Annotated in this window: 12 protein-coding genes; all 12 read right to left on the bottom strand. The window is 59.8% G+C overall.

What is annotated here, in order from left to right:
- Positions 1–12 precede the first annotated feature (12 nt).
- The 12 genes from lepB to plsX all read right to left on the bottom strand — a co-directional run bounded on the left by lepB (position 13) and on the right by plsX (position 13,439).
- Positions 13–990 (bottom strand): signal peptidase I, encoded by a 978-nt coding sequence (gene lepB, locus ASE52_RS13670; protein ID WP_057226776.1) that lies wholly within the window; start codon positions 988–990, stop codon positions 13–15.
- Positions 990–2,798 carry a translation elongation factor 4 gene (lepA, locus tag ASE52_RS13665; protein ID WP_057226774.1) on the bottom strand — a complete coding sequence of 603 codons (1,809 nt, stop codon included), beginning with the start codon at positions 2,796–2,798 and terminating at the stop codon, positions 990–992. The genes lepB and lepA overlap by 1 nt, the downstream gene beginning before the upstream one ends.
- A gap of 504 nt (positions 2,799–3,302) precedes the next feature.
- Positions 3,303–4,766, bottom strand: coding sequence for a DegQ family serine endoprotease (locus tag ASE52_RS13660; protein ID WP_057227246.1), 1,464 nt, complete (start codon positions 4,764–4,766; stop codon positions 3,303–3,305).
- A 175-nt stretch (positions 4,767–4,941) separates the two neighbouring features.
- Complete coding sequence (locus tag ASE52_RS13655) at positions 4,942–5,916, bottom strand: MucB/RseB C-terminal domain-containing protein (protein ID WP_082606867.1); 975 nt, start codon at positions 5,914–5,916, stop codon at positions 4,942–4,944.
- Positions 5,917–6,057: 141 nt separating this feature from the next.
- Positions 6,058–6,729 carry a sigma-E factor negative regulatory protein gene (locus ASE52_RS13650; protein WP_082606866.1) on the bottom strand — a complete coding sequence of 224 codons (672 nt, stop codon included), beginning with the start codon at positions 6,727–6,729 and terminating at the stop codon, positions 6,058–6,060.
- Positions 6,730–6,738: 9 nt separating this feature from the next.
- Positions 6,739–7,365 (bottom strand): RNA polymerase sigma factor RpoE, encoded by a 627-nt coding sequence (rpoE, locus tag ASE52_RS13645; protein ID WP_057226769.1) that lies wholly within the window; start codon positions 7,363–7,365, stop codon positions 6,739–6,741.
- A gap of 651 nt (positions 7,366–8,016) precedes the next feature.
- Positions 8,017–9,261: a beta-ketoacyl-ACP synthase II gene (gene fabF / locus ASE52_RS13640; protein ID WP_057226765.1), complete on the bottom strand. Its 1,245-nt coding sequence runs from the start codon at positions 9,259–9,261 to the stop codon at positions 8,017–8,019.
- Positions 9,262–9,309: 48 nt separating this feature from the next.
- Positions 9,310–9,549 carry an acyl carrier protein gene (acpP, locus tag ASE52_RS13635; protein ID WP_003058049.1) on the bottom strand — a complete coding sequence of 80 codons (240 nt, stop codon included), beginning with the start codon at positions 9,547–9,549 and terminating at the stop codon, positions 9,310–9,312.
- 103 nt (positions 9,550–9,652) lie between these two features.
- Complete coding sequence (gene fabG, locus ASE52_RS13630; protein WP_010463736.1) at positions 9,653–10,399, bottom strand: 3-oxoacyl-ACP reductase FabG; 747 nt, start codon at positions 10,397–10,399, stop codon at positions 9,653–9,655.
- Complete coding sequence (gene fabD, locus ASE52_RS13625) at positions 10,396–11,346, bottom strand: ACP S-malonyltransferase (protein WP_010463735.1); 951 nt, start codon at positions 11,344–11,346, stop codon at positions 10,396–10,398. The genes fabG and fabD overlap by 4 nt, the downstream gene beginning before the upstream one ends.
- A 60-nt stretch (positions 11,347–11,406) precedes the next feature.
- Complete coding sequence (locus tag ASE52_RS13620) at positions 11,407–12,384, bottom strand: beta-ketoacyl-ACP synthase III (protein ID WP_010463733.1); 978 nt, start codon at positions 12,382–12,384, stop codon at positions 11,407–11,409.
- Entirely contained in the window at positions 12,384–13,439 is a 1,056-nt protein-coding gene (plsX, locus tag ASE52_RS13615; RefSeq protein ID WP_010463732.1) for a phosphate acyltransferase PlsX, read from the bottom strand. The genes ASE52_RS13620 and plsX overlap by 1 nt, the downstream gene beginning before the upstream one ends.
- Positions 13,440–13,524: the final 85 nt, after the last annotated feature.

Raw genomic sequence — 13,524 nt, 5'->3', positions numbered from 1 at the left:
GTTGACCATCCATCAATGAAACGAACCAATCCGCTTGAGATTGCCGAAATTCATCCAGACAAAAAAGGCCTTCCCGACAATGTTGCCCTCTGGAACAAATCCCCAGTAGCGTGAATCGAGCGAGTTGTCCCGGTTGTCACCCATCATGAAGTAGTGGCCCTCAGGCACCTTGCACACGACACCCTCAACACTGTAGCGGCAGTTCTTGCGATAGGCAAAATTGCTGGCACCCTGCACAAAGGCTGGCACATCTGGGTTGTTCAGCAAGCGGTGGGGCTGGGCGCCCAATTGCTCTTCAAACTGCTTGAAATAGCGCATCGAATCTTCTTCAAAGAAGTCCGGCAGGGCCTTGGTATCAACGGCCTGGCCGTTCACCGTGAGGCGCTTGTTGATGTACGCGACCTCGTCACCAGGCACCCCCACCACCCGCTTGATGTAGTCGAGGCTCGGCTGGGGTGGGTAGCGGAACACCAGGACATCCCCGCGCGCAGGTTTGGTGCCTTCTGTGATCTTGGTGTGGATGACCGGCAGGCGGACTCCGTAGGTGAATTTGTTCACCAAGATCAGGTCACCCACCAGTAGTGTGGGAATCATGGAGCCCGATGGAATCTTGAAGGGTTCAAAAAGAAAGGATCGCAGCAGGAACACAGCGACGATGACCGGGAAAAGCCCGGCCGTCCAGTCCAGCCACCAGGGCTGCATGAGCAGCCGCCCCTTGGCCTCCCGCACGTCCACATCGACCTTCTGGATGCCCATGCGGTCCAACTCCGCACGGCGCTCGATGGCGGCATCTTCAATGGCCTGGGCCGCCCGGCGGCGCTGTGGCAGAAAGTAAAACCGCTCGGCCAGCCAGTACGCCCCGGTCACCACCGTGGCCAGGAACAAGAGCAAGGCGAAATTGCCCTCGACGGCACCAAAGTACCAGGCGCCGATATAGCCACCAAATGCGGCCAGCACCAGGGACGTGAGAATCTGCATGAACTGAAGCATCAATCTTCCACCTGCAAAATGGCCAGAAATGCCTCTTGGGGCACTTCAACCGATCCGATCTGTTTCATGCGTTTTTTGCCTGCTTTCTGCTTCTCAAGAAGCTTGCGTTTGCGGCTCACATCGCCGCCATAACATTTTGCCAGCACGTTCTTGCGCAAAGCCTTGATGGTCTCGCGCGCAATGATGTTGGCACCAATGGCCGCCTGAATGGCCACGTCGTACATCTGGCGACTGATGATCTCGCGCATCTTGGCGACCACGGCACGGCCACGGTACTGCGATTGTGAGCGGTGCACGATGATGGACAAAGCGTCCACCTTTTCGCCGTTCAGAAGGATGTCCACCTTCACCACGTCGGACGCGCGGTATTCCTTGAACTCGTAGTCCATGGACGCATAGCCGCGCGACACGGACTTGAGCTTGTCGAAAAAGTCGAGCACGATTTCACCCAGCGGCATTTCGTAGGTGAGCATCACCTGGCGACCGTGGTACGCCATGTTCATCTGCACGCCGCGCTTCTGGTTGGCCAGCGTCATCACCGGGCCCACATAGTCCTGGGGCATATACAGATGCACCGTGACGATGGGCTCGCGGATTTCCTCCAGCCGCCCCTGGTCGGGCATCTTGGAGGGGTTCTCGACCATGATCACTTCACCATCGGCCTTGACCACCTGGTAGACCACGCTGGGCGCCGTCGTGATGAGGTCCTGGTCGAACTCGCGCTCCAGACGCTCCTGCACGATCTCCATGTGCAACAGGCCCAGGAAGCCGCAGCGAAAGCCAAAGCCTAGCGCCTGGCTCACTTCGGGCTCGTAGTGCAAAGAGGCGTCATTGAGCTTGAGTTTTTCGAGCGCATCACGCAGCGAGTCGTATTCGCTGGCCTCGGTGGGATACAACCCTGCAAACACCTGGGGCTGAATTTCCTTGAAGCCCGGCAACGCCTCGGCCGCAGGACCTGCGTTGTTGGGCAACTTTTTTTCGAGCGTGATCGTGTCGCCCACCTTGGCTGCCTGCAACTCCTTGATGCCCGCAATGATGTAACCCACCTGCCCTGCGTTGAGTGAATCGCGGGGCTCGTTGGCAGGCGTGAACACCCCAAGGTTGTCCGCGTTGTACACCGCTCCACTGGCCATCATCTTGATGCGCTCGCCCTTGAGCAAGCGACCATCCACCACACGCACCAGCATCACCACGCCCACATAGCTGTCGAACCAGCTGTCGATGATCATCGCGCGCAGTGGGCCGTCGGCCTTGCCGCGCGGCGCGGGCACTTTGGCCACGATGGCTTCGAGGATCTCGTCGATGCCCATGCCGGTCTTGGCAGAACACGGGATGGCGTCGGTGGCATCGATACCGATCACGTCTTCGATCTCGGCCTTGGCGTTGTCGGGATCGGCATTGGGCAGATCCATCTTGTTCAGCACCGGCACGACCTCGACACCCAGGTCCAGCGCCGTGTAGCAGTTCGCAACGGTCTGAGCTTCAACGCCCTGTGAAGCATCGACCACCAACAACGCGCCCTCGCATGCCGACAACGAGCGACTCACTTCATACGAGAAGTCCACGTGCCCGGGCGTGTCGATCAGATTGAGGTTGTAGACCTGTCCATCTTGCGCCTTGTATTGCAGCGCTGCGGTCTGCGCCTTGATGGTTATCCCACGCTCTTTTTCGATATCCATCGAGTCCAGAACCTGGGCCTCCATATCACGGTCAGCCAGCCCCCCACAGCGCTGAATCAAGCGATCCGCAAGCGTCGACTTGCCATGGTCGATGTGCGCAATGATGGAAAAATTTCTGATGTGGTTCATCAACGGAAAGCGTCAAGTGATTGAATTAAAACGGAGCACACAAGAAAAAAGGGCGCGTCGAATGGCGACGCGCCCTGAACCAACAATCATTGGCAACTGCGATAGTTGGAGCTTCATTGTAGGCAAAAAGCCCGCAGGAAAAAGCCCATCCGAGTGCATCCGAGGGGAGTGGCCAGGGTGCAACAGGAAATTTATTAACAACTTATCCACAGTCCGCACAACTACAACGCTGGACAACTTGTGGGTGAGCTGTGGATCAGCTGTGTATTGCGCTGCCACATCCCGCATCGTGAATCAGTGTCCGGCCAATATATGAATTAGCGTTGAACAGGGGGCTCTATTCTATCGAAATCAGTTGATAGACTTTAAAAAAGTTAGCCTCGGCTAACTTTTGCCGTCAACAGAAAGGAAAGTAAAAAAACCAACGCCGAAGCCCACACCAAACATCCATTGCTGAAGTGGGGACATTGGCCGACCCCATCGCCCCACTTGTCACAACGCTCGTCAGCGACCTGGACGGATCAAGGCATATTGAGCCCAGTCACCGCGCCGATACAGCACATTGATGGCTTTGCTCTTGTCAGCCTTGGTCAGTGCAGCCTCAAACTCCTTCACACCGGACACTTCAGTGTTGGCGATCGCAAGAATCACATCCCCTTCGCGCAGGCCAGCCCGCGCCGCAGCTTCCGTGGCAGTCGCCACCAGCACCCCGCCCTTGATCTTGAATTCCTTCTTCTGGGCGTCCGAAAGCTCCGTCACCGCCAATCCCATCTGTTGTGCAGCGGCTGAAGCCTTGGGTTTCTCTTCACGCTCCGCTGTTTTGGCAGCCGGCTTGTCGGGCTCGATTTCGGCGATGGTGATACCCAGATCCCGCGAGGCGCCTCGGCGAAATACGGTCATGGTGCTTTTGCTGCCGGGCCTGGTGTTGCCGACCAGCCGGGGCAGATCCGCAACCTTCTCGATGGACTTGCCATCGAAACGGGTGATGATGTCGCCAGCCTCCACACCCGCCTTATCTGCGGGTGATCCGGCCTCCACCCCGGTCACTAGCGCCCCCTGGGCCTTGCCCAAACCAATGGACTCTGCAACGTCTTTGGTGACCTGCCCGATCTGCACACCAATGCGGCCCCGTGTGACCCGCCCAGATGCGCGCAACTGCTCACTCACGCGGATGGCCTCATCCATGGGAATCGCAAATGAAATACCCATGAAACCGCCAGAGCGCGAATAGATCTGGCTGTTGATCCCCACGACCTCACCGCGCATATTGATGAGCGGGCCTCCCGAGTTCCCCGGGTTGATGGCCACATCGGTCTGGATGAACGGCAGGTAATCCCCGGTATCTCGCTGCTTGGCACTCACGATGCCCGCAGTCACCGTGTTCTCCAGCCCGAAGGGAGATCCGATCGCCATCACCCATTCCCCCACCCGCAAGCGCCCCACATCGCCCACCTTGACGGCAGGCAGGCCCGTGGCCTCGATCTTGACCACCGCCACATCGGTTCGCTTGTCCGCTCCGATGATCTTGGCCTTGAACTCACGCTTGTCGGTGAGCGTCACAATCACCTCATCCGCCCCGTCCACGACATGCGCATTGGTCATCACAAACCCATCCGCAGTCAGGATGAAGCCTGAGCCCACGCCGCGGGGTTGCTCATCGTCTTGCGGCCGCTGGGGACGTTGCTGCCTAGGCGCATTAGGAATCGGCACGCCAAAACGGCGAAAGAACTCCAGCATCTCCTCGTCCATGCCATTTGCACTTGCACGGCTCGACGCTTTTTCCACCGTCCGGATATTGACCACCGATGGCCCCACCTGGTCCACCAGATCCGTAAAGTCTGGCAGGCCACGAACGGCGGCGGCAGGCTGAGCGATCGCCGCTTGCGGCAAAAGCCCTCCCCCGGCAACCCCAGCAAACATGCACGCAAATGCTACGGAGCGCAGCACATTTCCATCGAACTTCGGCATCATCGACCTTTCGTGATTGGTAGCAAATACAGTCATTAACTGTGTGTAACTGTGAAGAGTGTGCGGCCATTTGGTTCCCGCATCGGAAGGCGCTTTGCATGCCCCTGCAACCCTGCGTGCCACCGCGCTGGCGTAGAGGTACCAACAACCAGCCTTGCACCGGCAGGCACCAGAGTCAGCGTGTGCGCTCCAACTGACCTGCAAACAGACGAAGGGTCTGAAGGGGAACCTCCCCCACCGCTGTAAGCCACACATCGGCCAAGATGCGCTGTGCAAGCAGTTGCGTGGCACCCATGCTCGAAATCTGGGGCTGGGCGGGATGGCGCTGAGGATCAAACGGCTCGATGAACAAAGATACCGATGCAAGGCCGTCGGAGTAGAGGCATTGCAGAACGCCCTGAGCATCGTCGTCGACGGACACCGAGCGCCGGTGGCAACTCACGGGAACAAAACCCGCAATGGGCTGGCGCAGGGCCCAGCCCTGCGCAGTGGCTGTGGTCTTGACCACCGCCGGAGCCACCACCTTATAGCCTGCCGTCGCGTCCATCAGACGCGAGAGCTGCTCCACGCGTACTGGCGCGTTCAAGTCCAGCTCCGAGAAGGCAGCCTGTTCCAGAACGCGTCCATTTGCGCCCAAGGTCTGCAGCTTCACAACCAGGCCTGTCTCCCGCTCGCTCCATAGCTTGTATCCGAAACGCAGCGAGTCCACAGGCTTGAACCACACTACATCAGCAACGAAACCCGCAACCCGCTCCAGCCCCACGGAACGCGCGGAATAGAACTGGGAAATCGAAGTACCGTCGACAACGGGAACACGCGGAAACAGTCCAGAGGCTTCGCGGCGATCCGAGCGCACCACACGCGCCTGAGGCCAGAAAGTACGCACCTCATCATTGCGCCGGAAAATAGTCCGTGGGGTGCCAGTCAACGCCTCTACGCGCTCCATCTGCAGCGGCCCATCACACGCATGCCAGATGCGCGAGCTGGCCATCGCGCCGGAAGCAGCCAAAACCACAAAAGTACCTGCATAAGGGCGCACGCAGGGAGCGTTGTGCATGCGCTCGATCCACTGAACAAGACTTCGCTCTATCGGCTCCGGGGCTATTTCCCCTGCAGAACTAAGCGAACTCTCGACGGGAGGCGCACCCATTGCGACGGAAAGCCCAGTCGCGCAAAGCACTGCCATCATCCAAGGTTTGAACTGGCGGCGCAGCACACCCGACCAACCACCCGCAACCCCTATATTGCCCATCGCAAGATCTCAGCACAAGGTCACATGCGCCACCCAGACTCAACGGCTGGGCGTCTCAAAGGTCGCATTGCGCAAGAAACCTGCAGGCATCTGCAGTGCAGACGTACTGCCAAACTGCTTGTGGGCCGCGAGCAACTCGTCCAGGCGAGGATCCCGAATCATCACCTGCTGCCCACCGTCGGCATCGGCCACCGAGACCACGGGCGCACCGCCAGCGCTCGGAGGCACTTCAGGCGACAGTACCAGCTGAGCGCCACCAGAAGCCCCGGGGACACCACCGCCTGGCAACGTGGCCAAAGAGGTCCAGCCAATGGCGGCAACCGCTGCCAGAGAGGCAAAACCCGCGACCATCTTCCAGCGGAAGACAGACGCATTGGCGGCATTCTCCATCGCAGGGGCGACCACTTCCACTTGCTGCGTCCGGGCTTCCGGCCGTGCAACAGGGCCTTCCTTGGCCAATTCCCCGCGCAACCGGGCCATGAAATCTGGATTGGCAGGCTGCGCCAGATCGGAAGAACGCAACACATCCCCCACCAGATGGTAGAGCTGCCAAGTGGCATGGCCTTCGGCTTGCGCGGCATAGGCCAGGGCTTCTGTCATCTCATCCCCCTGCAATTGACCATCGGCCAACGCAGACAGCTGCTCACGCCTGCCCATCTCATTCACCACGGAACCGCCTGCCAACCCATCGCTTCGTACAGCCTTGTTCATTTCATTACCTCACCACCGTTTGCCTGACTGATTTTCAAGCAGGGGACGCACTCTTGCCGAAATGGCTTCACGCGCCCGGAAAATCCGTGACCGCACCGTGCCAATGGGGCAATCCATGGCCGTTGCAATCTCTTCGTAACTGAGTCCTTCGATCTCACGCAACGTTACCGCCTGCCGCAGATCGTCAGGCAATGCCTCCATGGCCGCATTCACGGCCTGGGCAATTTCTCGGGCTGCGAGCACCGTTTCGGGAGTTTCGTCGCTGGTTAGTTCGTGTCCAAGGCGGGAAGTTTCATCGTCGTCATCATTCCCCCGCAACGCATTCTCGGAGATGACCGGATTGCGCTTCATGTCCATCAACGCCTTTTTGGCGGTATTGACAGCGATCCGGTAGAGCCAAGTGTAGAACTGCGCATCCCCCCGGAACTGGTGCAGCGCTCGGTACGCCCGGATGAACGTCTCCTGGGCTATATCCTGAACAATGTCGGTGTCGCGCACCATCCGGCCAATGAGGCGCTCAATGCGGCGCTGGTACTTGATGACCAGCAATTCATAGGCACGCTGGTCGCCCGCTACTGTACGCTCCACCAGTTGGAGATCGCTATCTTCGGAAGGGGAAGGCGGAGTTACAGTCATGGATACTCAAGATTCCCACCCACGGCTGCTGGCCGGGGCGGTTGCGTCAGCGTTGTCAGCGCCCGGTCTGGCGCGCGAATATACCGCACGCCGCAGATCCAGCCAACGCTCGGGCTGTGTGGAACGCTCCAGCCACAACCAGATGCGGCCACGTCCCATTGGACAGGCATGCAGCCACAAATATGACTGCACATCGAGAAGGACTTCAGGGGGGGCAGACAGCGCCATGCCTGCAACACCGGAGCTCGGGGACTCCAGCGTCCAGGCTTGACCATCCCAGCGAAGAACGCCAGAGAACTGATAAAACCAGCAATGAAATGTGCTGGCAGCAGCCAGACACCAAAGGATACTGGCCACAACAGCGGGCCATAGCGAAGCTGCGCCACCGCTTTGGACGAGCCAAGCGCCGAGCCCTCCTGCACTGGCCAGCAGCAAAGCCACCAACAAGAGCCCCAAAATCCGACTTCGCCGCAGGGGATAGAGCACTGCTGGCGGTCGCCTTGACGTCACACCCATGGAGTGGCACCCAGCCATGGCCGACCACTCCTCAACACGGACCACAGCCTCGTGCCGACACCGCCACGGATTGCATGACTGCGGCAAGGCAACCAGGCCTCGCCATTCCGGGCGGCAGAGCGTCTTGCCAGAAAATCAGACGCGCTTGAAAACCAGCGTCCCGTTGGTGCCGCCAAAACCGAAGTTGTTTTTGACTGCGACGTCGATCTTCATGTCCCGCGCCATATTGGCGCAGTAATCCAGATCGCACTCGGGATCCTGATTCAACAAATTGATGGTGGGCGGCACCTTTTGCTCATGCAGGGCCAGCACCGTGAAAATGCTCTCGATCCCACCGGCTCCACCCAGCAGATGGCCGGTCATGGATTTGGTGGAACTCACCACGGTCTTGTAAGCATGGTCGCCCAAGGCCGCCTTGATCGCATTCGTTTCGTTGATATCACCCAGAGGCGTGGAAGTGCCATGGGCGTTGAGATAGTCGACTTCGTCGGCGTTCATGCCCGCGTTGCGCAAGGCGTTGAGCATGGCGCGGCGCGGGCCGTCCATATTGGGCGCCGTCATGTGACCTGCATCAGCACTCATGCCAAAGCCGCACAGTTCCGCATAGATCTTGGCGCCCCGGGCTTTTGCATGCTCATATTCCTCCAGCACCATGACCCCGGCCCCCTCGCCCAGCACAAAACCATCGCGGTCCTTGTCCCAGGGGCGAGATGCGGTCTTGGGGTCATCGTTGCGGGTGGACAGTGCGCGCATCGCGGCAAAACCACCGATGCCCAGCGGCGACACGGTGGATTCAGTACCGCCCGCCACCACCACATCCGCATCACCGTATTCGATCATGCGACCCGCCTCGCCGATGCAATGCAGGCCCGTCGTGCAGGCCGTCACCACAGCAAGGTTGGGCCCCTTGAAACCAAAACGCATGGACACATGGCCCGCCACCATATTGATGATGGACGCCGGCACAAAGAACGGCGTGATACGCCGGGGGCCACGATTGACCAGCTCCGCGTGCGTATTTTCGATCAGTGGCAAGCCACCAATCCCCGAGCCGATCACGCAGGCTATGCGTGTCGCAAACTCTTCACTGAGCGCTTCACCCGTGGGCAGGCCGGCATCTGCTACTGCTTGTGCAGCAGCTGCAATACCGAAATGGATGAAGCTGTCCATCGCGCGCGCATCCTTGGCGCTGATGTACGACTCCAGGTCAAGACCTTTGACCTCCCCCGCAATCTTGCAGGCGAAGTTCGACGCGTCGAACTTGGTGATGAGATCAATGCCGGATCTTCCGGCAAGGAGGTTGGCCCAGGATTCGGCCACCGTGTTGCCCACGGGGCTGACGCATCCCAGGCCGGTCACGACAACGCGACGACGGCTCATGCGTAAAAAACCTTCTGCTGATCGCTTGAGTCAGGCGCAGTGCGCCGCTCAGGCCTTCTGGTGGGTGTTGGCGTAGTCGATGGCGTTTTGCACCGTGGTGATCTTCTCGGCGTCTTCATCCGGAATCTCAATGCCGAATTCGTCTTCCAGCGCCATCACCAGTTCCACCGTGTCAAGCGAGTCGGCACCGAGGTCTGCCACGAAGGCTTTTTCATTGGTGACTTGGGACTCTTCCACACCGAGTTGTTCGGCAATGATTTTTTTGACGCGTGCTTCGATATCGCTCATGGTTTCCCTCTGGGGGTTGTGAATGAATCCGCGATTCTAGCCGCTTAAGGAGAAGTCCCTCAGCAGCCCGCCGTCCGGATGAACCGGCGTTATCTTCCATCAACTACATGTACATGCCGCCATTGACATGCAACTCCTGTCCAGTCACGTACCCCGCCTCACGCGAAGCAAGGTAGGCAACGGCATGTGCGATGTCTTGTGGCTTGCCCATGTGCCCCAGCGGGATCTGGGCGTTGAGGGCTTTTTGCTGTTCTTCAGGCAACACGGAGGTCATGTCGGTCTCGATAAAGCCCGGCGCCACGCAGTTCACCGTGATGCTCCGGCTGCCCAATTCGCGTGCAAGGGCACGGGTCATGCCCGCGACGCCCGCCTTCGCCGCAGCATAGTTGGCCTGACCTGGGTTGCCCGAAGCACCAACCACACTGGTAATGCTGATGATGCGCCCAAACCGCTGCTTCATCATCGGCCGGATCGCAGCGCGGCTGACACGGAAGACCGCCTTGAGATTGGTATCCATGACAGCATCCCAATCGTCATCCTTCATGCGCATGGCCAGGGTGTCGCGGGTGATACCCGCATTGTTCACCAGCACATGCAGGCCACCCTGCTGCTTGACGATGGCGTCGAGCAGAACTTCAATGGCAGCAGCATCGTTCACATTCAGGTTGGCGCCACGGCAGCCAGGATAGGCCGACAGGGTCTGGCTGATGCGCTCAGCGCCCTCGTCTGTCGTGGCAGTACCCACCACCTGATAACCACGCACAGCCAGTTCCAGAGCGATGGCAGCGCCGATGCCACGCGATGCGCCCGTGACCAGCGCCACTTGCGCCGCAGATATGGATTGCGTCATGCCAACAACTCCCGGGTTTCGGCCAGAGTGGCCGGATCAAACAGCGCAGCACCGACCAGTTCAGGATCGATGCGCTTGGCCAAGCCCGCCAGCACTTTGCCGGGACCGCTTTCAACAATATGGGTAACACCCCGGGCTTTCAGCGCCTGCACACACTCCACCCAACGCACAGGACCAAAGGCCTGTCGGTAAAGGGCATCCCGGATCGCACCCGCGTCCTGCTGCACAGCCACGTCCACGTTGTTCAGCACAGGAATCTGGGGAGTGGCAAGCGCCACATCCGCCAGCGCCAGGCGCAACTTCTCGGCGGCAGGCTTCATCAGGCTGGAGTGAAAGGGGGCAGACACGGGCAACGGCAACGCGCGCTTGGCACCTGCCGCCTTGAGCAGCTCGCAGGCCTTGTCGACACCCGCCTTGGTACCCGCAATGACGGTCTGGGCGGGGTCGTTGAAATTGACAGCCTCAACCACCTCCGCCGTCCCGGCACCGAACGAAGCCACAGCATCGGCACACCCTGCAATGACCTTGGAAGCCTCCATACCCAGAATGGCAGCCATGGCCCCAGTGCCGACCGGCACCGCCTCCTGCATGGCCGCTGCGCGCAGGCGCACCAGCGGCGCCGCCTGCGCCAGCGTCAACACACCCGCTGCGACCAGTGCCGAGTACTCGCCCAGCGAATGCCCTGCAACCGCCACCGGGGTAGCACCACCATCGGCGCGCCAGACACGCCATGCAGCCACACCGGCCACCAGCATCACCGGCTGGGTGTTGGTGGTCAGCGCCAACGCCTCTTTGGGGCCTTCCTTGATCAGCAGGCCAATATCTTCACCCAGAGCCTCCGATGCTTCCTGCACGGTCTGGGCCACCACCGGATGATCACCCCACCCATCGAGCATGCCCACCGATTGCGAACCTTGTCCCGGAAAGACAAATGCAAAAGACTTCATGAAAAATCCAGAAATATGATTGAAATTGAGGCCTAGCGCTTATCTATCAAGCGCAAAAAGCTATAACTTCAGGAGCACTGCACCCCAGGTGAAGCCCCCCCCCACGCCTTCGAGCAACAGGGTCTCGCCCTTTTTGACCTGGCCGGTGCGCACTGCATGGTCCAGCGCGAGAGGGATGGAGGCTGCGGACGTGTTGCCGTGCTGGTCCACCGTGACCACGACCTTGTCCATGGACAGCTTGAGCTTGCGGGCCGTGCCTTGCATGATGCGGATATTGGCCTGGTGCGGGATCAACCAATCGATGTCTGCCTCGGTCAGCCCCGCTTTGGCCAGCACCGCGTGGGCAGCCTTTTCCAACACCCCCACCGCCAGTTTGAAGACGGCTTGCCCGTCCATCTTGAGGACAGGGTCACCCAGCACCTTGCCGCCTGCCACATTGCCAGGCACACACAGGATGCCGACATGTTTTCCGTCGGCATGGAGATCGCTGGACAGGATGCCAGGCGTCTCAGACGCCTCCAGCACCACAGCCCCCGCCCCATCGCCAAACAGCACGCAGGTGGTGCGGTCGTTGAAATCCAGAATACGGCTGAAAACCTCCGACCCAATGACCAGTGCGCGGTTGGCGGCACCCGTCTGGATCATGGCATCCGCCACGGACAAGGCATAGACAAAACCGCTGCACACTGCCTGCACATCAAACGCCGGACAACCGTTGGCTCCCAGCTTGTTCTGCAATATGCAGGCGGCCGAAGGAAACACCATGTCCGGGGTGGACGTAGCCACAATGATCAGGTCAATGTCTGTCGGCAAAAGGCCCGCAGCCTGCAAGGCATTGCGTGCAGCCTCCAGACCCAGATCGCTGCAAGCGACATCAGGCGCTGCGAAGTGGCGTGCGCGGATGCCAGTGCGCTCGACGATCCACTCGTCCGAGGTTTCGATGCCGCGCTGGCCCAATTCAGCCACCAGATCAGCGTTGGTCAGCCGGCGCGGAGGCAGATAGCTGCCGGTACCGGTAATGCGGGAGTAGCGTCTCATCAATGTGTCATCGTCGCCGCAACGCCAGGCTTGGGTTGGGCATCCGCAGGCACCAGAAGCGGCGCTGCATGCGCAATCCGGGCCCGGACGCGGTCGAGCAGGTTGTTGCGGGCTGCATCATACGCCCGGTTCAAAGCCTGCTCGAACGCCATTGTGTCGGCCGATCCGTGGCTCTTGAACACCAGCCCCCGCAGCCCCAAAAGTGCCGCGCCGTTGTAGCGCCGGTAGTCCATGCGCTTCATCAACGCTTTTAAGACAGGATAAGCGGTGATCGCAGCAATTTTGGTGAAGATATTGCGCGAAAACTCAGTCTTGAGGGCACCAATGATCATCGATGCAACCCCTTCGCTGGCTTTGAGGGCGACATTTCCCACAAATCCGTCACAGACCACGATGTCAACCGTGCCCTTGAAAATGTCGTTGCCCTCGACATTGCCGTAAAAATTCAAATCACCGGAACTAGCGGCTGATCGCAGCAGTTCACCGGCTTTTTTGATCACTTCACTGCCTTTGATGGCTTCTTCACCGATATTCAGCAATCCGACAGTGGGCTCACCCCCGTCCTTGAGGACCGACACCAGGGCAGAACCCATCACAGCGAACTGCAGCAAATGTTCGGCAGAGCAATCCACATTGGCACCCAGGTCGAGCACCGTCGTGGCGCCACCCGCAGCGTTGGGCAGCTGAGTCGCAATGGCGGGTCGGTCAATGCCATCGAGCGTCTTGAGGAGATAGCGCGCAATGGCCATCAACGCGCCGGTATTGCCCGCCGAAACGGCTGCAGAGGCTGCGCCATCCTTGACCTGCTGGATCGCCACACGCATCGAAGAGTCCTTCTTCTTGCGCAATGCGACCTCGACCGGATCGTCCATGGCGACCACTTCGGAAGCGGGAACCATAGTGGCACGGTCGTGCGAAAACGATTGCAAACTGTCCACCAGGCCGACGAGCAGCAGGTGGGCATCAGGGTGTTTGTCGAGGAACTGGCGGCACGCCGCGAGCGTGACGCGGGGGCCATGGTCGCCCCCCATGCAGTCAACAGCCAGTGTGATCATGGGCGACTTGTCCGACCGGCTACACAGGCCGGAAGATGAAATGCAAGGGTCAAAACAAAGGCCCGCGCTACGATTTCAGTAGCAA

This window comes from Acidovorax sp. Root275 (assembly GCF_001428965.1).
Taxonomy (GTDB): domain Bacteria; phylum Pseudomonadota; class Gammaproteobacteria; order Burkholderiales; family Burkholderiaceae_C; genus Acidovorax; species Acidovorax radicis.
The sequence above is the reverse complement of the archived record's forward strand: the minus strand, read 5'-3'. Positions and strand labels throughout refer to the sequence as shown.

Bases quoted from the DNA above. Each gene is read 5' to 3' on its own strand.
- lepB (WP_057226776.1), bottom strand. From the start codon at position 990: ATGCTTCAGTTCATGCAGATTCTCACGTCCCTGGTGCTGGCCGCATTT.
- lepA (WP_057226774.1), bottom strand. From the start codon at position 2,798: ATGAACCACATCAGAAATTTTTCCATCATTGCGCACATCGACCATGGC.
- ASE52_RS13660 (WP_057227246.1), bottom strand. From the start codon at position 4,766: ATGCCGAAGTTCGATGGAAATGTGCTGCGCTCCGTAGCATTTGCGTGC.
- ASE52_RS13655 (WP_082606867.1), bottom strand. From the start codon at position 5,916: ATGGGTGCGCCTCCCGTCGAGAGTTCGCTTAGTTCTGCAGGGGAAATA.
- ASE52_RS13650 (WP_082606866.1), bottom strand. From the start codon at position 6,729: ATGAACAAGGCTGTACGAAGCGATGGGTTGGCAGGCGGTTCCGTGGTG.
- rpoE (WP_057226769.1), bottom strand. From the start codon at position 7,365: ATGACTGTAACTCCGCCTTCCCCTTCCGAAGATAGCGATCTCCAACTG.
- fabF (WP_057226765.1), bottom strand. From the start codon at position 9,261: ATGAGCCGTCGTCGCGTTGTCGTGACCGGCCTGGGATGCGTCAGCCCC.
- acpP (WP_003058049.1), bottom strand. From the start codon at position 9,549: ATGAGCGATATCGAAGCACGCGTCAAAAAAATCATTGCCGAACAACTC.
- fabG (WP_010463736.1), bottom strand. From the start codon at position 10,399: ATGACGCAATCCATATCTGCGGCGCAAGTGGCGCTGGTCACGGGCGCA.
- fabD (WP_010463735.1), bottom strand. From the start codon at position 11,346: ATGAAGTCTTTTGCATTTGTCTTTCCGGGACAAGGTTCGCAATCGGTG.
- ASE52_RS13620 (WP_010463733.1), bottom strand. From the start codon at position 12,384: ATGAGACGCTACTCCCGCATTACCGGTACCGGCAGCTATCTGCCTCCG.
- plsX (WP_010463732.1), bottom strand. From the start codon at position 13,439: ATGATCACACTGGCTGTTGACTGCATGGGGGGCGACCATGGCCCCCGC.